Origin of the sequence: Oricola thermophila, assembly GCF_013358405.1 — a bacterium.
Classification (GTDB): Bacteria; Pseudomonadota; Alphaproteobacteria; order Rhizobiales; family Rhizobiaceae; genus Oricola; species Oricola thermophila.
In genome coordinates this window covers 3,223,790-3,245,221 of sequence record NZ_CP054836.1, presented here as the reverse complement: position 1 = coordinate 3,245,221, position 21,432 = coordinate 3,223,790, and the positions used below count along the sequence as shown (strand labels likewise).

The 21,432-nt window shown below is 67.6% G+C and carries 24 protein-coding genes; 15 read left to right on the top strand and 9 right to left on the bottom strand.

The window, feature by feature from the left end:
* The first annotated feature begins 11 nt into the window (after nt 1-11).
* From mepA to HTY61_RS15585, 5 genes are all read left to right on the top strand, one after another.
* Nucleotides 12-1,040 (top strand): penicillin-insensitive murein endopeptidase, encoded by a 1,029-nt coding sequence (mepA, locus tag HTY61_RS15605; RefSeq protein WP_175277666.1) that lies wholly within the window; start codon nt 12-14, stop codon nt 1,038-1,040.
* Between the two features lie 198 nt (nt 1,041-1,238).
* A complete protein-coding gene (locus HTY61_RS15600; protein WP_246272827.1) occupies nt 1,239-2,258 on the top strand; it encodes a glucokinase in 1,020 nt (339 codons plus the stop codon).
* 111 nt (nt 2,259-2,369) lie between these two features.
* Complete coding sequence (locus HTY61_RS15595) at nt 2,370-4,169, top strand: ABC transporter ATP-binding protein (protein ID WP_175278588.1); 1,800 nt, start codon at nt 2,370-2,372, stop codon at nt 4,167-4,169.
* Nucleotides 4,170-4,173: 4 nt separating this feature from the next.
* On the top strand, nt 4,174-4,989 hold the full coding sequence (gene dapB / locus HTY61_RS15590; RefSeq protein ID WP_175277664.1) for a 4-hydroxy-tetrahydrodipicolinate reductase: 816 nt from the start codon (nt 4,174-4,176) through the stop codon (nt 4,987-4,989).
* 29 nt (nt 4,990-5,018) lie between these two features.
* On the top strand, nt 5,019-5,660 hold the full coding sequence (locus HTY61_RS15585; RefSeq protein WP_175277663.1) for a 2,3-bisphosphoglycerate-dependent phosphoglycerate mutase: 642 nt from the start codon (nt 5,019-5,021) through the stop codon (nt 5,658-5,660).
* 37 nt (nt 5,661-5,697) lie between these two features.
* Here the strand turns inward: HTY61_RS15585 and HTY61_RS15580 are convergent, their stop codons facing one another.
* Both HTY61_RS15580 and HTY61_RS15575 read right to left on the bottom strand, forming a co-directional pair.
* On the bottom strand, nt 5,698-6,585 hold the full coding sequence (locus HTY61_RS15580; RefSeq protein WP_175277662.1) for a methylated-DNA--[protein]-cysteine S-methyltransferase: 888 nt from the start codon (nt 6,583-6,585) through the stop codon (nt 5,698-5,700).
* A gap of 73 nt (nt 6,586-6,658) precedes the next feature.
* Nucleotides 6,659-7,153 carry a DUF2244 domain-containing protein gene (locus tag HTY61_RS15575; protein ID WP_175277661.1) on the bottom strand — a complete coding sequence of 165 codons (495 nt, stop codon included), beginning with the start codon at nt 7,151-7,153 and terminating at the stop codon, nt 6,659-6,661.
* A 34-nt stretch (nt 7,154-7,187) separates the two neighbouring features.
* Here HTY61_RS15575 and nth point away from each other — a divergent pair, with 34 nt between their 5' ends.
* Nucleotides 7,188-7,952, top strand: a complete 765-nt coding sequence (gene nth / locus HTY61_RS15570; RefSeq protein ID WP_175277660.1) for an endonuclease III — start codon at nt 7,188-7,190, stop codon at nt 7,950-7,952.
* Here nth and HTY61_RS15565 read toward each other — a convergent pair.
* Nucleotides 7,949-8,677 carry a sulfate transporter family protein gene (locus HTY61_RS15565; protein WP_175278587.1) on the bottom strand — a complete coding sequence of 243 codons (729 nt, stop codon included), beginning with the start codon at nt 8,675-8,677 and terminating at the stop codon, nt 7,949-7,951. The genes nth and HTY61_RS15565 overlap by 4 nt on opposite strands.
* Nucleotides 8,678-8,793: 116 nt before the next feature.
* On the opposite strand from HTY61_RS15565, the gene HTY61_RS15560 reads away from it, so the two are divergent.
* Nucleotides 8,794-9,792 carry an adenosine kinase gene (locus HTY61_RS15560; protein WP_175277659.1) on the top strand — a complete coding sequence of 333 codons (999 nt, stop codon included), beginning with the start codon at nt 8,794-8,796 and terminating at the stop codon, nt 9,790-9,792.
* A gap of 33 nt (nt 9,793-9,825) precedes the next feature.
* On the opposite strand, the gene grpE is transcribed toward HTY61_RS15560, so the two are convergent.
* Both grpE and hrcA read right to left on the bottom strand, forming a co-directional pair.
* A complete protein-coding gene (gene grpE, locus HTY61_RS15555; RefSeq protein ID WP_175277658.1) occupies nt 9,826-10,569 on the bottom strand; it encodes a nucleotide exchange factor GrpE in 744 nt (247 codons plus the stop codon).
* 89 nt (nt 10,570-10,658) lie between these two features.
* On the bottom strand, nt 10,659-11,756 hold the full coding sequence (gene hrcA, locus HTY61_RS15550; RefSeq protein WP_246272826.1) for a heat-inducible transcriptional repressor HrcA: 1,098 nt from the start codon (nt 11,754-11,756) through the stop codon (nt 10,659-10,661).
* A gap of 102 nt (nt 11,757-11,858) precedes the next feature.
* On the opposite strand from hrcA, the gene rph reads away from it, so the two are divergent.
* The 8 genes from rph to HTY61_RS15510 all read left to right on the top strand — a co-directional run bounded on the left by rph (nt 11,859) and on the right by HTY61_RS15510 (nt 18,702).
* Complete coding sequence (gene rph / locus HTY61_RS15545; protein ID WP_175277657.1) at nt 11,859-12,581, top strand: ribonuclease PH; 723 nt, start codon at nt 11,859-11,861, stop codon at nt 12,579-12,581.
* Between the two features lie 3 nt (nt 12,582-12,584).
* A complete protein-coding gene (locus HTY61_RS15540; protein ID WP_175277656.1) occupies nt 12,585-12,998 on the top strand; it encodes a VOC family protein in 414 nt (137 codons plus the stop codon).
* Nucleotides 12,995-13,645, top strand: a complete 651-nt coding sequence (gene rdgB, locus HTY61_RS15535) for an RdgB/HAM1 family non-canonical purine NTP pyrophosphatase (RefSeq protein WP_175277655.1) — start codon at nt 12,995-12,997, stop codon at nt 13,643-13,645. Before HTY61_RS15540 ends, rdgB begins: the two co-directional genes overlap by 4 nt.
* Nucleotides 13,623-14,825: a radical SAM family heme chaperone HemW gene (hemW, locus tag HTY61_RS15530; protein ID WP_197945325.1), complete on the top strand. Its 1,203-nt coding sequence runs from the start codon at nt 13,623-13,625 to the stop codon at nt 14,823-14,825. The genes rdgB and hemW overlap by 23 nt, the downstream gene beginning before the upstream one ends.
* On the top strand, nt 14,822-15,718 hold the full coding sequence (gene rsmI, locus HTY61_RS15525) for a 16S rRNA (cytidine(1402)-2'-O)-methyltransferase (protein WP_175277654.1): 897 nt from the start codon (nt 14,822-14,824) through the stop codon (nt 15,716-15,718). Before hemW ends, rsmI begins: the two co-directional genes overlap by 4 nt.
* Nucleotides 15,702-16,079: a YraN family protein gene (locus HTY61_RS15520; protein WP_175277653.1), complete on the top strand. Its 378-nt coding sequence runs from the start codon at nt 15,702-15,704 to the stop codon at nt 16,077-16,079. Before rsmI ends, HTY61_RS15520 begins: the two co-directional genes overlap by 17 nt.
* 57 nt (nt 16,080-16,136) lie before the next feature.
* The gene (gene gshB / locus HTY61_RS15515) at nt 16,137-17,075 is read left to right on the top strand and encodes a glutathione synthase (protein WP_175277652.1); all 939 of its coding nucleotides are present in this window, start codon (nt 16,137-16,139) and stop codon (nt 17,073-17,075) included.
* Between the two features lie 94 nt (nt 17,076-17,169).
* A complete protein-coding gene (locus tag HTY61_RS15510; protein ID WP_175277651.1) occupies nt 17,170-18,702 on the top strand; it encodes a YifB family Mg chelatase-like AAA ATPase in 1,533 nt (510 codons plus the stop codon).
* Between the two features lie 534 nt (nt 18,703-19,236).
* On the opposite strand, the gene HTY61_RS15505 is transcribed toward HTY61_RS15510, so the two are convergent.
* The 4 genes from HTY61_RS15505 to HTY61_RS15490 all read right to left on the bottom strand — a co-directional run bounded on the left by HTY61_RS15505 (nt 19,237) and on the right by HTY61_RS15490 (nt 21,414).
* On the bottom strand, nt 19,237-19,896 hold the full coding sequence (locus HTY61_RS15505; protein ID WP_175277650.1) for an HAD family hydrolase: 660 nt from the start codon (nt 19,894-19,896) through the stop codon (nt 19,237-19,239).
* A gap of 14 nt (nt 19,897-19,910) precedes the next feature.
* Complete coding sequence (gene dut / locus HTY61_RS15500) at nt 19,911-20,369, bottom strand: dUTP diphosphatase (protein WP_175277649.1); 459 nt, start codon at nt 20,367-20,369, stop codon at nt 19,911-19,913.
* Between the two features lie 69 nt (nt 20,370-20,438).
* Nucleotides 20,439-20,972, bottom strand: a complete 534-nt coding sequence (locus HTY61_RS15495) for a GyrI-like domain-containing protein (protein WP_175277648.1) — start codon at nt 20,970-20,972, stop codon at nt 20,439-20,441.
* Nucleotides 20,973-21,060: 88 nt separating this feature from the next.
* The gene (locus tag HTY61_RS15490; protein ID WP_175277647.1) at nt 21,061-21,414 is read right to left on the bottom strand and encodes a DUF1428 domain-containing protein; all 354 of its coding nucleotides are present in this window, start codon (nt 21,412-21,414) and stop codon (nt 21,061-21,063) included.
* Nucleotides 21,415-21,432 lie beyond the last annotated feature (18 nt).

The window sequence follows — 21,432 nt, the reverse complement described above, 5'->3', positions numbered from 1 at the left end:
GGCGAATGCCGATGCAGTTGAAAAGCTTACTGACACTTGCCGCCGCCGCGGCGATTTCGGCGCTGGCCGTGCCCGCCCATGCCCAGACCGCGGCCAAGGAGCTGTTCGGCCGCGTTCCGTTGCCGTCGGTCTCCGAGCCGCAGGCGCATGGCTTCTACTCGAAGGGGTGCATTTCGGGCGCTGTCGCCATGCCGGTCGACGGACCGACCTGGCAGGCCATGCGGCTGGAGCGGAATCGCCGCTGGGGCCATCCGAAGATGATCGCGCTTTTGCAGCGCCTGTCGCGCGAGGCCGTCCAGGACGGCTGGCCGGGCCTTCTGGTGGGCGACATCTCGCAGCCGCGTGGCGGGCCGATGCTGTCGGGGCATGCCTCACACCAGGTCGGCCTTGATGCCGATGTCTGGCTGACCCCGATGCCGGATCGCCGCCTGTCGGTCAGCGAGCGCGCCAACATGTCGGCCGTTTCCGTGCTGAAGAAGGATTCGCTCCATGTTGATCCGCGGAAGTGGACGCCCGCCCATGCGCGGCTGCTGAAGCGCGCCGCCTCCTATCCGGAGGTCCAGCGCATCTTCATCCATCCCGGCATCAAGAAGGCGATGTGCGATACCTATGGCGAGGAGCGCGCCAACGATCCCTGGATGAACAAGCTTCGCCCCTATTACGGCCACCACTATCATTTCCACATCCGCCTGTTCTGCCCGGAGGGATCGCCGGGCTGCAAGCCTCAGCAGTCGACCGGCTCCGGCAATGGCTGCGACAAGTCGCTGGACTGGTGGTTCACCTCCGAGCCCTGGGCACCGAAAAAGCCGAAGCCGGGTGCGAAACCGGCGAAACCCCGGGTCGTCACGCTCGCCGACCTGCCCGCCGCCTGTGCGAGGGTCCTGGGCGAGCCGGCGCCCGCCGACGAGTCGCTGGTCACCTTCGATTCCGGTTACGATCCGCGGCTGGCGCGTTCCACCGCCGTGCCGGTCGAGCCGCCGCGCGTGGCGGCCTCGCGCCTGCCCCCGATCGTTCCGGTACCGGCCAGGAGGCCGGAATAGCAATGCGGGCGCGATTTCGCCCTTCCAACGCTTCGACTTTTGGATTAATCGGGTTCAAACGATTTAACCAGGCAGGGTGAAGGAGCGGGCGGCGTCGATTGACGCCAGTCGCGCGCGGCCGCGCGGGGGCGTTCGTTCCGCCCGTCACCATGCCGGAAGGAGAGCTGCGTTATGTCCAATGGCCGTTCGGAAACTGAAATGCGCTTGCCGTTTCCGGTCCTGATTGCCGATATCGGCGGCACCAATGCGCGATTTGCCATTATCGTCGATGCAAATGCGGAGCCGAAACGGTTTCCGTCCATAAAGACGGCCGATTACGAGACGCTCGACGCGGCGATCCAGCAGGTCGTCCTCGACAAGACCTCGATCATTCCGCAGTCGGCTGTTCTCGCGGTCGCCGGGCCGACCGATGGCGACGAGATCGACCTGACCAATTGCGACTGGGTGGTTCGTCCGAAGCGCCTGATCGCCGAGATGGGCTTTTCCGACGTGCTGGTGATGAACGACTACGAGGCGCAGGCGCTTGCGGTGGTTGCGCTCGATGACGAGCATCTCCAGAAGGTCGGCGGCGGCGAGCGCATCGACAGTGCCAACCGTGTCGTCATCGGCCCCGGCACCGGGCTCGGTGTCGCCGGCATCGTCCACGGCGCCAATTCCTGGATTCCGGTCGCAGGCGAGGGCGGTCACGTCGATCTCGGCCCGCGCACCGAGCGCGACTACGCCATCTTCCCGCATCTGGAGACCATCGGCGGCCGCGTGTCGGGCGAGCAGGTCTTGTGCGGCCGCGGTATTGTCAATCTCTACGGCGCCATCGCCCGGGCAGACGGGCGGCCCGACGTCCTGTCGAAGCCCGAGGAGATCACCGCCGCGGCCTTCGAGGGTTCCGACACGGTGGCGGTGGAGACGGTGCAACTGTTCTTCGACTATCTCGCCCGCGTGTCGGGCGACATGGCGCTGGTCTTCATGGCGCGCGGCGGCATCTACCTGACCGGCGGCATCACCAGGAAGGTGCTGGGCCTCCTCGACGACAACCGCTTCCGCGCCGCCTTCGACAACAAGGAGCCGCATCGCAACCTGCTGGAGCAGATTCCGGTCTATGTCATCACCCACGACCAGGCGCCGCTGGAGGGCCTTTCCGCCTATGCGCGCATGCCGGCCCGTTTCGGCGTCGATACCACCGGGCGCTGGTGGCGCGCGCAGGAGGCCCCCGGGCGATAGGACGATCTGCCCTGTATCATTTCGCGCATGCCTCATGTATAGCTCGCGCGATTTTCGAGGCAGGATGATACGGACAGGCCGTTGAACGGGGACCAGGGCAACAGGTTGCACATGGCGGGGAATGTCTTTTCCCTTCTCCGCCGTGTCGTCGCGGAAAACGGCCGGGACTATGTCGGCGCCTATGCGGTTGCCGCGGGCTGCCTCGTTCTCGTCGCCATCACGACCGCCTTTTCGGCGTGGATCCTGCGCGACGTCATCAACGAGATCTTCTACAATCGCCGCGAGGATCTGATCGTCTGGATCTGCGCGGCCGTTCTCGTCGCCTTTCTGGTGCGCGGCCTTGCCACTTACGGGCAAGCGGTCATCCTCGCGCGTGTCGGCAACGACATCGTCGCCCGCTACCAGAAGCGGGTATTCGCCAAGCTGATGGCGCTCGGCGTCGACTTCTTTGCCGATTCCCGCTCCGGCGAACTGGCCGCCCGCATCAACCAGAACATCACCGCCATCCGCGACGTGCTCAACCTGACCGTCACCTCGCTTGCGCGTGACCTGCTGTCGCTGGTCGGCCTTGTCGGCGTGATGGTGACGCAGGACTGGGTGCTTTCCCTCGCTTCCTTGCTGATCGGCCCGCCCATGGTGCTCGCGGTGGCCTACGTGTCGCGGCGCATTCGGGGCGTCGTGCGCGATACGGTGCTGCTCAACGCCCATGTCATCGGCTCCATGCAGGAGGTCGCCCAGGGCATTACCGTGGTCAAGGCCTTCACCATGGAGGAGCAGCTGACCGCCCGCGTCGGCCGGCTGATCGAGCAGGCGCGCGAGCGCGCCGACCGGCTGGCCGGGATTTCCGAGCGCGTCACGCCGATGTCCGACATCCTTGCCGGCATAGTGATCGCAGGTGTCATCGCCTATGGCGGCTACCGCGCCATTGTCGTCGACGAGCCGCCCGGCTCGACGCTCGCCTTCATTGCCGCGCTGATGCTCGCCTACGAGCCGGCCAAGCGGCTTGCCCGCCTCCAGGTCAACATGGAGCGCGCCATGGTCAATGCGCGCATGATCTACGAGCTGATCGACATGGAGGTGAGGCAGGAGGATGTGGCGGGAGCCGCTTCGCTGGCCGTTTCCGACGGCCGGATCGTGTTTGACCGGGTCGGTTTCGCCTATCCGGCCGGCGGCCCCGTCCTGCACGACCTGTCCTTCGTCGCCGAGGCCGGAAAGACCACGGCGATCGTCGGTGCCTCGGGTGCAGGAAAATCCACGGTCATTGCCCTGCTGCAGCGTTTCTACGATCCGCAATCCGGCACCATATCGATCGACGGCCAGGACATTGGTTCCGTGACCATGGCGTCGCTGCGCGGTGCCATCGCCTATGTCTCGCAGCAGCCCTATCTCTTCGAGGGCACGATCCGCGACAACATCCGCTACGGCCGCGAGGATGCCACCGACGCCGAGATCGAGGAGGCCGCCCGCCTCGCCAACGCGGAGGAGTTCATCCTTTCTCAGCCGCAGGGCTACGACACCCCGGTCGGCGAGAACGGCGTCACGCTGTCCGGCGGCCAGCGCCAGCGTCTGTCGATCGCCCGTGCCTTCGTGCGCAACGCGCCGATCCTGCTTCTTGACGAGGCCACCTCCGCGTTGGACAACGAGTCTGAGAAGCTGGTCCAGGACGCGCTCGACAAGGCGATGCGGGGCCGCACGACCATCGTGATCGCCCACCGCCTCTCCACGGTTGTCGGTGCCGACAAGATCGTCGTCATGGAGGCCGGCCGGGTGGTCGAGGAGGGAAACCACGCATCCCTGATCGGCAAGCCGGACGGCGTATATGCGCGTTTCTACCGGCTTCAGGGCGAAAGCGCGCCGAACCTTCTGGAGGCGCCGCGACCGGGCGAAACGCAAGCCAAGCAAACGGGATAGGGAAATGGAAAAGACACGCATCGCCGTTGTCGGCGCCGGTGGCCGCATGGGCCGCAACCTGATCCGCGCCATCTCTGAGACCGGGGGCGCGGAGCTTTCCGGCGCGCTGGAGCGCGAGGGCTCGCCCCATGTCGGCGCGGATTGCGGCACGCTGGCGGGCCTCGAGCCGAGCGGCATTTCCGTCTCCGACACCATGGAAGCGGCCTTTGCCGATGCCGATGCCGTTCTCGACTTCACCGCCCCGGCGGCAACGGTTGCCGTGGCCGAATACGCGGCGACGTCCGGCATCGCCCATGTCATCGGCACCACCGGCCTGTCCGCCGACGACGAGGCCGCCGTCGCCGCTGCCGCGCGGAAGACGGCCATCGTCAAGTCCGGCAACATGAGCATGGGCGTCATCCTGCTGTCCGTCCTGGTCGAGCAGGCCGCCCGCGCGCTCGAGGCCGCCGACTGGGACATCGAGGTTCTCGAGATGCACCACCGCCACAAGGTCGACGCGCCATCGGGCACGGCGCTGCTGCTCGGCGAGGCGGCCGCGCGCGGACGCAAGATCGGCCTGGAGGACCATTCGGTGCGCGTGCGCGACGGCCATACCGGCGCCCGCGAGCCGGGCACGATCGGTTTCGCCACACTGCGCGGCGGCTCCGTCGTCGGCGACCATTCGGTGATCCTTGCCGGTCCCGGCGAGCGGGTGACGCTGTCCCACCATGCAGAGGACCGGATGATCTTCGCCCGCGGCGCGGTCAGGGCCGCGCTCTGGGCCACGGGCCGCGCGCCCGGCCTTTATTCAATGCACGACGTGCTGGGACTGACCGGCTAGCACGACATATCCGAACGAGGGAGTTTTCGATGTCAGGAACCATGGTTCTCGTCCGCCACGGCCAGAGCGAGTGGAACAAGCTCAATCTCTTTACCGGCTGGCGCGACCCCGATCTCACCGAGCAGGGCATCCGCGAGGCCGAGCAGGGTGCCGCCGCGCTGAAGGAATACGGCATCAGCTTCGACATCGCCTTCACCTCGGTTCTCCAGCGTGCGCAGAAGACGTGCCGGATCATCCTCGAGGGCATCGGCCAGCCGGATCTGGAGACGATCCGTGACCAGGCGCTCAACGAGCGAAATTACGGAGACCTTGCCGGGCTCAACAAGGACGATGCGCGGGCGAAATGGGGCGAGGAGCAGGTTCACATCTGGCGCCGTTCCTACGACGTTCCGCCGCCCGGCGACGAGGGCGAGAGCCTGAAGGACACTGGCGCCCGCGTCTGGCCCTACTACATGACCGAGATCCTGCCCCGCGTGCTGCGCGGCGAGAAGGTTCTGGTTGCCGCCCACGGCAACTCCCTGCGCGCGCTGGTGATGATCCTCGACCGCCTGACGCCGGACGAGATCACCAGGCTCAATCTCGCCACCGGCGTGCCGATGGTCTACCGGCTGAATGCCGATTCCACCGTCGCCTCCAAGGAAGTCCTCGGCGACATGTCCGGCGCGCACTGAGCGCACCGGACGGCAAACTGAAAATGCGCAGCCCCGGCTAGACCTGCGCCAGCTGCCCGGCCTCCCAGCCGAGGATGGCGCGCTTTCGGGTCAGGCCCCAGTGATAGCCGGTCAGCGCGCCCGACTTGCCGACGGCGCGGTGGCACGGCACCACGAAGGAGACAGGGTTGGCGCCGACAGCCGCCCCGACCGCGCGCGGCGCGTCCGGCTTGCCGATCTTCCGCGCGATGTCGGAATAGGCGAGTGCCTTGCCCATCGGGATCTTCAGCAGCGCGTTCCACACCGAGACCTGGAAATCCGTGCCGATCAACACGACCTTGAGCGGCCGGTCGGGCCGCCAGTTGGCGGGATCGAAGATCCGCGCCGCATAGGGCGCCGTGGCCGCCACGTCCTCGCCGTAGCGCGCATTCGGCCAGCGCGACTGCATGTCGGCCAGCGCCTCGCGCTCCCCGCCGGGGTCGCAGAAGGCCAGTCCCGCCAGTCCGCGATCGGTGATCATGACCAGCGCCAGCCCGAACGGGCAGGCATGGAAGCCGTAGCGCATGGCAAGCCCCGCCCCCTTCGCCTTGAACTCGCCCGGCGACATCGCCTCGTGGGTGACGAACAGGTCGTGCAGCCGGCCCGGTCCGGACAGGCCGACCTCGTAGGCGGTGTCCAGCAGCGGCATGTCGCTGGCCAGGAGCCGGCGCGCATGGTCCAGTGTCACCGCCTGCAGGAACGCCTTGGGCGAAAGCCCCGCCCAGCGGGTGAACAGCTTCTGCAGCGCCGTCGGCTCCATGTTGACGGAGGCCGCCAGTTCCTCGAGCGAGGGCTGGTCGCGGTAGTTCTCGGAGATGGTCTCGATCACCTTGCGCACGATCTCGTAGTCGGCGCCGGCGGTGATCTCGTCGGTGAGTACGGTTTGCGGCTGGGTCATGGCGTTCATGGCGTGGTCCTTCCGGTCGCCGGACTTCACCACGAAGCGGGACGGCCCGCCACCCGTTTCTTGACGCCGCGGGTCAGCGCCTTGCCGTTGCCAGCGCGTTGCTGAAGGCGTCGGCGAAACTTTCCCGGTCGTCGGGATTGAGGAAGGCGCCGACCGGCGTGGTGCGGCCCTCGCCGGTGATCCGCATGGCGGTGATGCCGATTTCCTCGTGCCGGTCCACCAGGAACCGCGCCCAGAACGGGTTGTAGCGGTGGTCGGTGGCCTTTCCGGCCGGCGTGACCTTGCGGATCAGCAGTTCCCGGCGCGAGACGCGCACTTCCTCGCGCGCCCGGCCCGAGCGGTAGTTGAGCCGGAAGGCGATGTAGATTGCCAGCAGGTCGGCGCCGAGAAAGGTCGCGATCGGCCAGGCACCGGTGACGAGGAAGAAGAACGCCTGGACCAGCAGCACGCCGCCAGTCAGCACCATCAATATGGTGAAGCCGTTCCTCGAGAGCGAGCGGTGCGGCGTCAGCAGCGCGTTGAAAAGCGGCTTGTCGGCATGGTCCGGGGGGGCGCCGTGTTCATGCATTGTCTGCTCCATACGGGACCATTATAGGGGACGAATGAAAAAGCCAAAGCCCCAAAACGCCGCAGCGTCGTCCGCGAAATCCGCGTCGCGGCCGCGCCGGCGCCGCCTGGCCCGCTCGAAATACACGCCCGACGAGCTGCGCGAGATCTTCCGTCGCTTCTCGGTGCAGCGGCCGGAGCCGAAGGGCGAACTCGCCCATGTCAACGCCTTCACCCTGCTTGTCGCCGTGGTCCTGTCGGCCCAGGCCACCGATGCCGGCGTCAACAGGGCGACCAGGGAGCTGTTCCGGGTTGCCGACACGCCGGAGAAGATGCTGGCGCTGGGCGAGGAGAAGGTCGGGGAATACATCCGCACCATCGGCCTGTGGCGCAACAAGGCGAAGAATGTCATCGCGCTCTCGCGCAGGCTGGTCGAGGAGTTCGGCGGCGAGGTGCCGCGCACCCGCGAGGAACTCGTCACCCTGCCGGGCGTCGGCCGCAAGACCGCGAACGTGGTCATGTCCATGGCCTTCGGTATCCCGACCATCGCCGTGGATACCCACATCTTCCGCATCGCCAATCGCATCGGCCTGGCGCCCGGCAGGACGCCGGACGAGGTGGAGGAGAACCTGATGCGGGTGATCCCGGAAGAATACCTGTTCCACGCGCATCACTGGCTGATCCTGCACGGCCGCTATTGCTGCAAGGCGCGCAAGCCCGATTGCGAGGCGTGCGTCATCGCCGACCTCTGCAGGTACGAGGCCAAGAGCTGCGACGTGCCGGCGCCGCTGGTCGAGCTTCCGCCGCAGGTGATCGGCTAGGCCGCCCTTGCCCGTGCAGCCTCGCGCACGGCTATCGCCTTGTGCAGGTGCACCATCAGCGCCGCGCCGAACAGCGGGGTCAGTATGTTGAGCACCGGTACCGCCATGAAGGCGGCGATCACCAGCCCGGCGACGAAGATCGTTCCGCCGTGTTTCGATCGCAGCTTGCGTGCGTAGTCCTCGGGCCCGAAGCGCCGCGAGGCGAACTCGAAGAATTCGCGCCCCACGAGGTAGCCGTTGACGACGAAGAAGGCGATCAGGTTGATCCCCGGCACCAGCAGCAGGACCAGCGCCACCAGGTTGCCGGCTATGACGACGCCGGTGAACCGCACGGCCAGCCATATGCCCTCGGCGATCGGCATGGGTTTTCCGGGCGGATCGTCGGGGTAGAAGTGCCGTTCCACGCTTTCGGCGGCGTCGTCGAGGAACACGCCGGCGATAAGCGCGCTGACCGGCCCGATCAGGAAGGCCAGCACGACGGCCAGCCCCGTACCGGCGGCGAACAGTGCGAAAACGGAAAGCCAGCCCGTCCATTCGGGCAGCTGGTAGTCGAGCTGCAGCAGGTCGGAGAGCCAGGGAATGGCGAGATGGGTGACGCCCTGCGTGATGGCGATCCATGCACCGATCAGTGCCAGGATGGTCAGTCCCAGCGTCTTCCACAGGGTCTGGCGCATGCCCGGATCGGTCAGCGAGCGCAGCGCCAGGATGAAGGACGAGTAGATCATGCCGGTCACATGGCGATCTCTTCGGAAAATCGCAAGATGCGGCTTTTCTTCGCCCCGCCCTTCTCAACCGGGGCCATGCGGGTTAAACGCCCGGAAACACCAATTCCGGGGGATCCATGTCCGAGTTCGACGTCCTGTGCATCGGCAACGCCATTGTCGACATCATCGCGCGTGCCGAAGATGACTTCCTGCACGACAACGGCATCATCAAGGGCGCGATGAACCTCATCGACGCCGAGCGTGCCGAACTGCTCTACGACCGCATGGGGCCGGCCGTCGAAACCTCCGGCGGCTCGGCCGGCAACACGGCGGCGGGCATTGCCAGCCTCGGCGGAAGCGCCGCCTTCTTCGGCAAGGTCTCCGACGATCACCTGGGCGGCATCTACCGTCACGACATTCGCGCTCAGGGCGTCGCCTTCGACACGGCGCCGCTTGCCGGTACGCCGCCGACCGCGCGTTCCATGATCTTCGTCACGCCGGACGGCGAGCGCTCCATGAACACCTATCTGGGCGCCTGCGTCGAGCTTGGCCCCGATGACATCGAGGAGGACAAGGTCGCGGCCTCGAAGGTCACATTCTTCGAGGGCTATCTCTGGGATCCGCCGCGCGCCAAGGAAGCCATTCGCAAGGCTGCCGACATCGCCCATGCCCATGGCCGCGAGATGTCGATGACCCTGTCCGATCCCTTCTGCGTCGACCGCTACCGCGACGAGTTCCTCGACCTGATGCGTTCCGGCACGGTCGACATCGTATTCGCCAACGAGGACGAGGCGAAGTCGCTCTACCAGACCGCCGATTTCGAGACCGCCATCACGGCCATGCGCGACGATTGCAGCCTCGCCGTCGTCACCCGGTCGGAAAAGGGCTCGGCGGCCATGAGCCGGCGCGAGACGGCCAGCGTCTCGGCCATGCCGATCGAAAGGCTCGTCGATACCACCGGCGCGGGCGATCTCTACGCCGCGGGTTTCCTCTACGGCTACACGCAGGGCCGTTCGCTGGAGGACTGCGCGCATCTCGGTTCGCTGGCGGCGGCCGTCGTCATCCAGCAGATCGGTCCGCGCCCGCAGGTCTCGCTGCGCCAGGCGGCCATCGATGCCGGCCTTGTGAAGGCCTGACAAGAAAAAGGGCCGCTTGCGCGGCCCCTTTCGTCAGGCGTCCTTTTCGGCTTCCGGGTTCGGCGCGCCGGGTTCGGCTTCCGGGGCTGCCTGTTTCGGGCCGCCCTTCGCAACGCCGACCTTGGCCGGTCGCAGCACGCGGCCGGAAATCTGGTAGCCGGCCTGCACAACCTGCACCACCGTGTTGTTCGGCACGTCCGGATTGGGCACCTCGAAAAGCGCCTCGTGGAAATTGGGGTCGAACTTCTGGCCTTCCGGTTCCAGCTTGCTGACGCCGTGGCGCTCCAGGGTCGCGTGCATCTCGCGCTCGGTCAGTTCGACGCCTTCCAGCAGGTTCTTCAGCGTCTCGTCGGCGGTCTCGCGCTGTTCCTGCGTGACGTGTTCGAGCGCGCGACGCAGGTTGTCGGCGACGCTCAGCATGTCGGCGGCGAACTTGGAGATCGCGAAGGCGCGTGCGTCCTGCACCTCGCGTGCGGTGCGCCGGCGCAGGTTCTCCATGTCGGCGGCCAGCCGCAGCAACCGGTCCTTCATCTCGGCATTCTCCGACTGGATCGCCGCGATCTCGTCCTCGATATTGCGTGCTTCCTCGCCGGAGGTGCCGTCGGGTCCGTAGGTCCCGTCGTTTGCCTCGTCCGTCGCCCAGGCCGATTTGTCTTCCGTTTCCGGCGTCTTGCCCTTCTTCAGGATTTCGTCGGCAGCGCGTTTCAGCGCTTCGCGATCCTGCGGATTTGCCGTGCTGCGCACGGTCTCTTCAGGCGCCTTGTTGTCGTCAGCCATCTGGATGTCGTCCATGGTTGTCAGGGAAATGTTTTGACGGCGATATCGATGTTCGGTCGGCAAAAATCAAGGGCAGGGGCCGGATTCCCCTAGCCCTTCTCCATCAGCTTGCTGATCAGCTGCGCCGTGTAGTCCACCACCGGCACGATGCGCGCATAGTTCAGCCGGGTCGGGCCGATGATGCCGATGGCGCCGACCACGTGGCGGCTGGAATCGCGGTAGGGCGCGACCACCAGCGACGAGCCGGACAGCGAGAAGAGCCGGTTTTCCGAGCCGATGAAGATCTTCACGCCCGAGCCGGCTTCCGTGAGCTCCAGCATGCGCACGATCTCGTCCTTCCGCTCCAGCTCGTCGAACAGCAGCTTCAGCCGCTCGATCTGCTCCTTGTCCTGCACGTTCTCGATCAGGTTGGAGCGTCCGCGCACGATCAGCTGCGCCGGTTGGCCGGCCTCGGTGCCGGACCACACGGCGAGCCCGCGCGAGATCAGGTCCGCGCTGATCGCGTCGACCTCCGAGCGCAGCGCCTCCTGGCGCTGCTCGATGATCTGCCGTGCCTCCGAAAGGCTGTGGTCGCGGCCATAGTGGTTGAGATAGTTCGCCGCCTCCGCCAGCTGTGCGGCGGTCGTCCCGGCGGGCACCGTGATGACGCGGTTCTCCACGTCGCCATTGTCCCACACCAGCACGGCCAGGGCCTTGTTTTCCTCGAGCCGGATGAACTCGATGTGTTTCAGTATGCCTTCGCGCTTGGTTGCGAGCACGAGGCCCGCGCCGCGCGAGAGGCCCGACAGCATCTGGCTGGCGTCCGTGAGCAGCCTCTCCATCGACTTCTCGGCGCCGTCGCGCGCGATCTGCGACTCGATGAGCTCGCGCTCGGATTCGCTCACCTCGCCGATATCCATGAAGGCATCGACGAAGAAGCGCAGGCCCTGCTCGGTCGGCAGCCGTCCGGCCGAGACATGCGGCGAATAGATCAGGCCGAGCGATTCCAGGTCGGCCATGACGTTGCGCACCGATGCCGGCGACAGCGACATCGGCAGCTTCTTCGACAGGTTGCGCGAGCCCAGCGGCTCGCCTTCCTCGAGATAGGTCTCGACGATCAGCCGGAAGATCTCGCGCGACCGTTCGTCGAGCTCTGAGCTGATTTCGCTATTGGACAGCATCTTGGTCATCGGCGTTACGCTTGTCATGCCTGTATATAGTGTGTCCATCCGCAAACAAAACAATTGGTCCTAGGCATGTCGCGGCCATTGCTCTAGAACCCCGGCAGTTGAAAATCGCGAGGATTACCCATGGCCAGACCGTCCGGGCGCATGCCCGACCAGATGCGCACCATCTCCTTCGAACGCGGCGTCTCCAAGCACGCCGAGGGCTCCTGCCTGGTCAAGTTCGGCGACACCCACGTTCTCTGCACGGCGAGCCTGGAGGAGCGCGTGCCCGGCTGGATGCGCAACACCGGGCGCGGCTGGGTCACCGCCGAATACGGCATGTTGCCGCGTTCCACCGGAGACCGCATGCGCCGCGAGGCGGCGTCGGGCAAGCAGGGCGGGCGCACGCTGGAGATCCAGCGCCTGATCGGCCGTTCCATGCGCGCCGTTGTCGATCTCGAGGCGCTCGGCGAGCGCCAGATCACCATCGACTGCGACGTGTTGCAGGCCGACGGCGGCACCCGCACCGCCTCGATCACCGGCGGCTGGATCGCGCTGCATGACTGCCTCGACTGGATGCACCAGCGCCAGATGGCGTCGAAGACGCGCGTTCTGAGGGATCACGTCGCGGCCATTTCCTGCGGCATCTACCGGGGCACAGCCGTCACCGACCTCGACTATGCCGAGGATTCCGAGGCCGAGACCGACGCCAACTTCGTCATGACGGGTGCTGGCGGCATCGTCGAGATCCAGGGCACCGGCGAGGGCGCGCCCTTTTCCCGCGCGCAGTTCGACATGCTTTTCGCGCAGGCCGAATCGGCGATCGCGCAGCTCGTCGAGCTGCAGAAGCAGGCGATCGGGGCCTGAGCCGTGCCGCGCCTCGACGGCATCCTCGAGACGGCGCTCTACGTGGCCGACCTTGAGGCCGCCGAGCGCTTCTACGGCTCCGTGATGGGGCTCGATCGCATCGCCCGCGTCGAGGGACGCCACGTCTTCTTCGCCTGCGGAAAGGGCGTGCTGCTCCTGTTCAACCCGGAACGGACCGCCGTCCCGCCCTCCGACCCGGCAATGCCCGTGCCGGCGCACGGCGCGCATGGTCCGGGCCACGCCTGTTTCAGGGTCGATCCGGTGGAAATCGATGCCTGGCGGGCGCATCTGGAGGCGGCGGGCGTGGAGATCGAGGCCGATTTCCGCTGGCCCAACGGCGCCCGTTCGATCTATTTCCGCGATCCCGCGGGCAACAGCCTCGAGATCGCGGAACCGAAACTCTGGGGACTGGAATGACCCGCAAGCTCGAACCCGGCAAGCTCGTGCTCGCCACCCACAACGCCGGCAAGCTCGCCGAGATGCGCGATCTCGTCGGTCCTTTCGGTTTCGACGTGACCTCGGCCGGCGAGCTGGGTCTTGCCGAGCCGCCGGAGCACGGCACCACCTTCGAGGAGAATGCCCGCACCAAGGCCGTAGCGGCCATGGAGGCCACCGGCCTGCCGGCGCTCTCCGACGATTCCGGCCTGTGCGTCGACGCCCTTGACGGCGCGCCCGGCGTCCATACCGCCGACTGGGCGCAACTGCCCGACGGCAGCCGCGACTTCGCCATGGCCATGCGCAATGTCGAGGAGAAGCTGGCCGAGAGGGGTGCCACCGCGCCTGCGGATCGCACCGCCCGTTTCGTCTCCGTGCTCTGCCTTGCCTTTCCCGACGGCCATGTCGAGTATTTCCGCGGCGAGGTCGAGGGCACGCTGGTATGGCCGCCGCGTGGCGATCTCGGCTTCGGCTACGATCCGGTCTTCATGCCGGACGGCCACGATGTCACCTTCGGCGAGATGACCGCCGAGCAGAAACATGGCTGGAAGCCCGGCGATGCGGATGCCCTGTCGCACCGCGCCCGCGCCTTCCGGAAATTCGCGCATGAATGCCTTGGCGTCACGTGATCCCGCCCGGTCCCCGGTGAACGGCGACGACGGCACGCCGGGCTTCGGCGTCTATATCCACTGGCCCTTCTGCGCGGCCAAGTGCCCCTATTGCGACTTCAACTCCCATGTCCGCCATGCGGGCGTCGACCAGGCGGCCTTCCTCGCCGCCTTCCGCCGCGAGATGGAGACCATGCGCGGCTGGACCGGCCCGCGCGAGGTGACATCCGTCTTCGTCGGCGGCGGCACGCCCTCGCTGATGGAACCGGCCACCGTCGCCGCCCTTCTGGAGACGGCCGACGCGCTCTGGGGCCTGCCCGCCGGCATCGAGATCACCATGGAGGCCAACCCGTCCTCCGCCGATGCCGGGCGCTTTGCCGGCTATCGGTCCGCGGGCGTGAACCGGCTGTCGTTGGGCGTGCAGGCGCTGAACGACGCCGACCTGAAATTCCTCGGCCGCCTGCATGACACGGAGGAGGCGCTCCGTGCCATCGACATGGCCCGTGCAACCTTCCCCCGCCTGTCCTTCGACCTGATCTATGCCCGCCCCGGCCAGGCGCTCGCCGCATGGGAGGCGGAGCTGCGCCGCGCCGTCGGCCTCGCCGCCGATCACCTGTCGCTCTACCAGCTGACCATGGAGGAGGGCACGCCCTTCCGCGCCCTGTTCGAGGCCGGGAGGCTGGCCCTGCCGGATGCCGATCTTGCCGCCGATCTTTACGATCTCACCCATGCCGTCACCGCGGAGCTCGGCCTTCCGGCCTACGAGATCTCCAACCATGCCGTGCCCGGCGCGGAATCGCGCCACAACCTCACCTACTGGCGCTATGGCGACTATGTCGGCACGGGTCCGGGCGCCCATGGCCGCTTTGCCGGCGGGGACGGGAGGAAGCGCGTCACCATAGCGGAGCGCATCCCCGAGCGCTGGGCGGAAAGGGTGGCGGAAGCCGGCCATGGCGTCGTCGATGAGGAGATGCTCGATGCGGCCGCCCAGGGCGACGAGATGCTGCTGATGGGCCTGCGGCTGGCCGAGGGCATCGATCTTGCCCGCTACGAGGCGCTGTCCGGCCGGTCCTTCGATCCGGCCCGTCTCGCCATGCTGCAGGGCGAGCGGCTGGTCGAGCCGGTATCGAACAGCCGGCTGCGCGCCACCCCGGCCGGGCGTCGCGTCCTCGATGCCCTGATCGCGGAGCTGGCGGCATGAGCGCGGTCCGCAGCTTCATTGTCGGCGGCCACGAGATCGCCGCCCCGCCGCTGGAACCCGGCCTCTACGTCGTCGCCACACCGATCGGCAATCTGGGCGACATCACCATCCGCGCGCTGGAGACGCTGGCCGCCGCGGACCTGCTTGCCTGCGAGGACACCCGGGTCACCCGCCGCCTGCTCGATCGCTACGGCATCCGCCGGAAGACGGTCGCCTATCACGAGCACAATGCCGGTGCCGCCGGCCCGAAGCTGGTCGCCGCGCTGGCCGAAGGCCGCTCGGTCGCCCTCGTCTCCGACGCCGGCACGCCGCTTGTCTCCGATCCCGGCTACCGCCTTGTTTCCGCCGCGCGTGCGGAGGGCATTCGCGTCATTCCCGTGCCCGGCGCCTCGGCGACGCTGGCCGCGCTGTCCGCCTCCGGCCTGCCCAGCGACGATTTCCGCTTCGTGGGCTTTTTGCCGGCAAAGGAATCTGCCCGCCGCGCCCGGCTGGCCGAGCTGGCGCGCGAGCCGTCGACCCTGGTCGCCTTCGAGTCCCCCAACCGGCTGCAGGCGTCGCTTTCCGCGATCGTCGACGTTATGGGCCCGGATCGCCCGGTCTGCGTCGCCCGCGAGCTGACCAAGCGTTTCGAGACGATCCGCACCGGAACGGCAGGCGAATTGAGGGATCGCTTCGCTTCCGAAACGGTCCGTGGCGAGATCGTTCTGCTGGTCGCCCCCGCCCCGGCCGGCGATACGGAATGGACGCCGGAACGGACGGACGCGATGCTGCGCGACCTGCTCGAGACCATGCCGGTGTCGAAGGCCGCCCGCGAGGCCGCCGCCGCCACCGGCCAGCCGAAATCCGCCCTCTATGCGCGCCTGCTGGAGCTGAAGGATGGGCGCGGGAAGTAAACCGGCTAAGGGAAGGCGCCGCGTGGCCTATGCCCGCGGCCAACGCGGCGAGCGGCTCGCGGCCTGGGCCCTGCGGCTCAAGGGCTTCCGCATCCTGGCCCGCCGCTACCGCACGCCGTCGGGCGAGATCGATCTCGTCGCCCGTCGCGGCGATCTCGTGGCCATCGTCGAGGTCAAGGCGCGGCCGACCCTCGCCGAGGCCATGGACGCGGTGACGCCCTACGCATTGCGCCGCATCGAGGCGGCCGCCGATCTCTGGCTGTCCCGCCAGCCCGATCACGGCCGCCTGTCGCTGCGCTTCGATCTCGTTGCGGTGCTGCCGCGCCGCTGGCCGGTGCACGTGCCGGGCATATATCCCTGATTGATTTTCCGCGCCGGAGTCGCCAAGTATCCCGCGCAGTCGAAGGAACGGAACACCATGGCTCTCAAGGTCGCGGTCCAGATGGACCACATCTCCACCATCCAAATCGCCGGCGACACCACCTTCGCCCTCTGCCTGGAGGCGCAGGCCCGCGGCCACGAGCTGTTCCACTACACGCCGGACCGGCTGACCATGCGCGACGGTCGCGTCGTCGCCCGCATCGAGGCGCTTTCCGTGCGCGATGTCGAGGGCGACCACTTCACCCTCGGCGCGCCCGTGCGCACCGACCTGTCGGAGATGGACGTGGTGCTGCTGCGCCAGGACCCGCCCTTCGACATGAACTACATCACCACCACCCACCTGCTGGAGCGCATCCACCCGGAAACCCTGGTCGTCAACGACCCGGCCTGGGTGCGCAACTCGCCGGAGAAGATCTTCGTCACCGAGTTCCCGGACCTGATGCCGGAGACCATGATCACCAAGGATCTCGAGGAGATCTGGGCCTTCCGGCGCGAGTTCGGCGACATCATCCTGAAGCCCATCTACGGCAATGGCGGCGCGGGTGTCTTCCACCTGCGCGACGGCGACCGCAACCTGACGTCCCTGATGGAGATGTTCGGCCAGCTGACGCGCGAGCCGATCATCGTCCAGCGCTATCTCGACGACGTGCGCGGCGGCGACAAGCGCATCATCCTGATCGACGGCGAGCCGGTCGGCGCCATCAACCGGGTGCCCGACGAGAACGACGCCCGTTCCAACATGCATGTCGGCGGCAAGGCCGTCGAGACGCAGATGACCGACCGCGAGCGCGAGATCTGCGACCGCATCGGCCCGTCGCTGCGCGAGCGCGGCTTCACCCTTGTCGGCATCGACGTGATCGGCGGCCTGATGACGGAGATCAACGTCACCTCGCCCACCGGCATCCGCGAGGTGAAGAAGTTCGGCGGTGCCGACATCGCCGCCCTGTTCTGGGACGCGGTCGAGGCGAAGCGGTAGCCGAGACCTCCCTGCCTTCCTTCGAGCCGCGAATCCGTTCTTGATCTGTTCCGGAAAATGAGTCTTAATGTCCCGCAACCGCGGGGGGTGGCTCATGGTTTCTCGCATATCCACGGTTGCATTCCAGGGCATCGAGGCGGTGCCGGTCGACGTCCAGGTCATGGTCGCGCCGGGCAAGATGAGCATGCATATCGTCGGCCTGCCCGACAAGGCGGTGGCCGAGAGCCGCGAGCGCGTCCAGTCGGCGCTGCATGCCTCGGGCCTGACCATGCCGCCGAAGAAGGTGACGGTAAACCTCGCGCCCGCCGACCTGCCCAAGGAGGGGTCCCATTTCGACCTGCCCATCGCGCTCGGCCTGATGGCGGCGCTGGGCGCCGTTCCGGCGGAGGTGCTGCAGCAATATGTGGTGCTCGGCGAATTGTCGCTGGACGGCACCATCGCCCCGGTCGCGGGTGTCCTCCCGGCGGCGATCGCCGCCGGCGCGCAGGGGCGGGGCCTGATCTGCCCGAAGGCGTGCGGCCCCGAGGCCGCATGGGCCGGAGAGGACGTGGATATCGTCGCGCCGGCCAGCCTGATCTCGCTGGCCAACCATTTCCGCGGCACGCAGGTCCTTTCGCGCCCGCAACCTGCCCGCCGCGAGCTGCCCGCCAACCTGCCCGATCTCGCCGACATCAAGGGGCAGGAGACGGCACGCCGCGTTCTGGAGGTCGCCGCGGCCGGCGGCCACAACCTCCTGATGGTCGGCCCGCCCGGCTCCGGCAAGTCCATGCTGGCGCAGCGCCTGCCCTCCATCCTGCCGCCGCTGTTGCCGGCCGAGCTGCTGGAGGTCTCGATGATCGCCTCCATCGCCGGCCAGCTTGCCGGCGGCAGGCTGTCGGACCGTCGGCCCTTCCGCGCCCCGCACCATTCGGCCTCCATGGCGGCGATGGTGGGCGGCGGGCTGCGGGCGAAGCCCGGCGAGGTCTCGCTCGCCCATAACGGCGTGCTGTTTCTCGACGAGTTCCCGGAATTCACGCCGCAGGTGCTGGATTCCCTGCGCCAGCCGCTGGAGACCGGGGAATGCGTGATCGCGCGGGCCAATCACCGGGTTTCCTACCCGGCGCGCATCCAGCTCGTCGCGGCGATGAATCCGTGCCGCTGCGGCATGGCCGGCGAGCCGGGCCATTCCTGCGCGCGGGGTCCGCGCTGCGCGGCCGATTACCAGGCGCGCATTTCCGGCCCGCTGATGGACAGGATCGACCTGCGCGTCGAGGTGCCCGCCGTCATGCCGGGCGACCTGATCCGTTCCCGGCCGGGCGAGCCGAGCGCGGCGGTCGCGAAGCGCGTCGCCGCCGCTCGCGCGATCCAGACGGAACGATACGCGGCGCTTGGCCTTGAGGGCGTTTCCGTCAATGCCCACTGTCCCACCGCGCTGGTCGAGCAGGTTGCCGATCTCGATGAAGGTGGCCTGCAGCTGCTGGCGGATGCCGCGGACAAGATGCGCTTTTCGGCGCGCGCCTATCACCGCGTTCTCAAGGTTGCCCGCACCCTTGCCGACCTCGACGGTGCGGCGCAAACCGGCCGCATCCATGTCGCCGAGGCCATCTCCTGCCGTGTCGCCGGCGAAAGGCTGGCGTCGGCGGCATAGGTGATGCCCCCGTTGGATAAATTTCGCGCGGCTTTCCCGGGACTCCGGCATTTCCGCGAAAACTTGTCCACCGCCCTCCGGCCTGCCTTACCCTTCCTCCTGCCCCCTCGCGGAAGCCTGAGTGCGCACCGGCATTTCGGGGAGGGGGACGGTACCCGGTGTCCGCGTGCAGGTGGCGCGGGCAGGAGCCGGCTTGACGGAAGTCGCCCAACAGCTCCGAAACCGGGGAGGCATATCGGTCCCGCGCGTGACCGCCGTGCCGCCGGCTCCCCCGGGCGGTAGCAGCAGCGGCGGGCGAGCGGCGCCGGAACGCGAGCGCATCCGCCACGGGGAAGGCGGGTCACAGATGCGTGCCGTATCCGGCCTGCGAGCTGCCCACGGGCAAGGCGGCGGGATGACTGATGTCGTGAGAATGCCGAGCGGGCGGTCGGGGGACCGCGCAAAAATCAAGATGAGCGGCCTCCGACCGCCCGTCTTCCACCCGTTTCAATGGCCAGACCGGTTGGTTCCGGGGCGTGGCGATGACGAGGCGCGTCAGTGAAAACCCATGAGCGCCGGGAGTTCCCGCATGTCGTCGAACACCCGCGCGCCGGCTTTCGCGAGGCCCTCGCGGTCGGTGAGCGGATCGGCCGCATAGCCGAAGACGCGCATGCCCGCCGCCTTTCCGGCCTCCGCGCCCGGCACGCTGTCCTCGATCACCGCGCAGCGCTCCGGCTCGAAGCCCAGCGTGCTGGCGGCATGCAGGAACAGGTCCGGCGCCGGCTTGCCGCGCTCCACCATCCAGGCCGAGAACAGTACGTCCTCGACCAGCGGCAGCAGGCCGGAGGCGCCGAGCGTCAGGTGCATTTTCTCGATCTTGGCCGAGGAGGCGACGCAATAGGGCGTGTCGATGGCGCGCAGGTAGAGGAGCACCTCGCGCACATGCGGGATCGGCTCCACGCCGTCGGCGAAGATCGACGGCAGTTCGGCCAGCCAGCGTTCGGCGAAGTCCTCGCCGAGATCGATTCCGTTCTCCGCCAGCACCATGTCGCGTACGCTCTTCATTGTCCGGCCCATGAAGCGCTTGCGCGATTCCTCCATGGAAACGGGAAGGCCGTGCGCGGTCAGTATTTCCGCGAGTCGCTGGTTGGCGAGGCTCTCGGTGTCGACGAGCACGCCGTCGCAGTCGAAGATCACCAGTTCGGGTGGGGCCATGGGAGCTTTGTCCGTCAATGCGTGCCGGTCGAGCCGAAGCCGCCGGTTCCGCGTTCCGTTTGTGATGCGAGCGTGCCCTCGGCCACGGCGACCTGCGTGACCGGCGCGATCACCATTTGCGCGATGCGCATGCCGCGCGTGACCTCGAAGGGCTCGCTGCCGTGGTTGACCAGCAGCACCTGCACCTCGCCGCGATAGTCGGCGTCGATCGTGCCGGGCGTGTTGAGGCAGGTGATGCCGTGCTTGTAGGCCAGCCCGGACCGGGGCCGCACCTGGCCCTCGTGGCCGGCGGGGATCTCGAAGACGAAGCCGGTCGGCACCAGGGCGCGCTCGCCCGGCGCCAGCGTCAGCGGCGCGTCGCGGGGCACGGCGGCGCGCAGGTCCATTCCGGCGGCCTGTTCGGTTTCGTAGCCCGGCAGGGCGATGCCTTCGCCGTGCGGCAGCCGGATCAGTGTGAGGGTCGGTTTCGTCATGCGGGTTTTCTGGCCCGCAGCGTTTCGCCGCGCAAGCCGCGGACGGTGCATTTCTGTGCGAAATGCGCCTCAGTCGGCCAGCTTGACCAGGATGTCGGTCTTCCAGAGCCGCGGGTCCTGCTCCATCATCGGGTGGATCCGGTAGATTTCGAGCTGGCAGGCCGGTCGCGTTTCTTCCGGGCCGTACATGCCCTCCGGCTCCAGCCCGCGCCCGCCCATCCAGCCTTCAAGCATCAGGAAGGCGTCGTGCAGCCTGTCATAGGGTCCGGTATGGGTCGCGAAGGCGTAGCGGCCGGCGGGAATCTCCCCGGCGATGATCTCGGCCGCGGCGTCGATCCCGCGCTTCACCAGGTTCCCGACTTCCAGTTCCGCGTGGCCCTGTCGGCTGAAGCTCCGGTAGCGAAAGAACCCGTCGCCGATGTCTGCAATGCCCATGTCCGCGAGCAGGTCGTGCAGCTCCCGGAATTTCGGCGGCGCGAACTCGGGCAGATTGGACATCGGCCCGGCCGCGGGCAGCGCGACGTAATGTTCCGCTTCGCGTTCGATCACGCAGGGAACGGAAAGCCCGGCACCCTCGTGGGCGGTCTTTTCGACTGGCAGCATTTTTCGCTCTCCTCGGATTGCCGCGGCGTCCGGCGCCGCGATGTCGATTCCGTGCATGGGCAGCGGCCCGGCCAGGCCTGCCTGCGGTCTACGCCTCGAACACCACGTCGAAGCCGCCATGGATCATGCGTTTTCCGTCGAAGGGCATCGGGTTGTTCTCCTCCGACATGCGCGGGTCGCTCATGATCTTCTCCATGCCGGCATCGGCGACCGCCTTCGAGGGCCAGGTGATCCAGGAGAACACGATCACCTCGTCGTCCTTCTTCTGCACGGCCATGGGAAAGGACGTCACCTTGCCGTCCGGCACGTCGACCTCCCAGCATTCGACCACCGACAGCGCGCCGTGTTCCCTGAATGCTTCTGCGGCCATGCGGGCATGTTCGACATATTTCTGCTTGCCGACGGCCGGCACCGCGGCCACCATTCCGTTGACATAGGTCATCCTGCCTTGCTCCCTTTG

Bases quoted from the DNA above. Each gene is read 5' to 3' on its own strand.
- mepA (WP_175277666.1), top strand. From the start codon at position 12: ATGCAGTTGAAAAGCTTACTGACACTTGCCGCCGCCGCGGCGATTTCG.
- HTY61_RS15600 (WP_246272827.1), top strand. From the start codon at position 1,239: ATGCGCTTGCCGTTTCCGGTCCTGATTGCCGATATCGGCGGCACCAAT.
- HTY61_RS15595 (WP_175278588.1), top strand. From the start codon at position 2,370: ATGGCGGGGAATGTCTTTTCCCTTCTCCGCCGTGTCGTCGCGGAAAAC.
- dapB (WP_175277664.1), top strand. From the start codon at position 4,174: ATGGAAAAGACACGCATCGCCGTTGTCGGCGCCGGTGGCCGCATGGGC.
- HTY61_RS15585 (WP_175277663.1), top strand. From the start codon at position 5,019: ATGTCAGGAACCATGGTTCTCGTCCGCCACGGCCAGAGCGAGTGGAAC.
- HTY61_RS15580 (WP_175277662.1), bottom strand. From the start codon at position 6,585: ATGAACGCCATGACCCAGCCGCAAACCGTACTCACCGACGAGATCACC.
- HTY61_RS15575 (WP_175277661.1), bottom strand. From the start codon at position 7,153: ATGCATGAACACGGCGCCCCCCCGGACCATGCCGACAAGCCGCTTTTC.
- nth (WP_175277660.1), top strand. From the start codon at position 7,188: ATGAAAAAGCCAAAGCCCCAAAACGCCGCAGCGTCGTCCGCGAAATCC.
- HTY61_RS15565 (WP_175278587.1), bottom strand. From the start codon at position 8,677: ATGATCTACTCGTCCTTCATCCTGGCGCTGCGCTCGCTGACCGATCCG.
- HTY61_RS15560 (WP_175277659.1), top strand. From the start codon at position 8,794: ATGTCCGAGTTCGACGTCCTGTGCATCGGCAACGCCATTGTCGACATC.
- grpE (WP_175277658.1), bottom strand. From the start codon at position 10,569: ATGGCTGACGACAACAAGGCGCCTGAAGAGACCGTGCGCAGCACGGCA.
- hrcA (WP_246272826.1), bottom strand. From the start codon at position 11,756: ATGACAAGCGTAACGCCGATGACCAAGATGCTGTCCAATAGCGAAATC.
- rph (WP_175277657.1), top strand. From the start codon at position 11,859: ATGGCCAGACCGTCCGGGCGCATGCCCGACCAGATGCGCACCATCTCC.
- rdgB (WP_175277655.1), top strand. From the start codon at position 12,995: ATGACCCGCAAGCTCGAACCCGGCAAGCTCGTGCTCGCCACCCACAAC.
- hemW (WP_197945325.1), top strand. From the start codon at position 13,623: ATGAATGCCTTGGCGTCACGTGATCCCGCCCGGTCCCCGGTGAACGGC.
- rsmI (WP_175277654.1), top strand. From the start codon at position 14,822: ATGAGCGCGGTCCGCAGCTTCATTGTCGGCGGCCACGAGATCGCCGCC.
- HTY61_RS15520 (WP_175277653.1), top strand. From the start codon at position 15,702: ATGGGCGCGGGAAGTAAACCGGCTAAGGGAAGGCGCCGCGTGGCCTAT.
- gshB (WP_175277652.1), top strand. From the start codon at position 16,137: ATGGCTCTCAAGGTCGCGGTCCAGATGGACCACATCTCCACCATCCAA.
- HTY61_RS15510 (WP_175277651.1), top strand. From the start codon at position 17,170: ATGGTTTCTCGCATATCCACGGTTGCATTCCAGGGCATCGAGGCGGTG.
- HTY61_RS15505 (WP_175277650.1), bottom strand. From the start codon at position 19,896: ATGGCCCCACCCGAACTGGTGATCTTCGACTGCGACGGCGTGCTCGTC.
- dut (WP_175277649.1), bottom strand. From the start codon at position 20,369: ATGACGAAACCGACCCTCACACTGATCCGGCTGCCGCACGGCGAAGGC.
- HTY61_RS15495 (WP_175277648.1), bottom strand. From the start codon at position 20,972: ATGCTGCCAGTCGAAAAGACCGCCCACGAGGGTGCCGGGCTTTCCGTT.
- HTY61_RS15490 (WP_175277647.1), bottom strand. From the start codon at position 21,414: ATGACCTATGTCAACGGAATGGTGGCCGCGGTGCCGGCCGTCGGCAAG.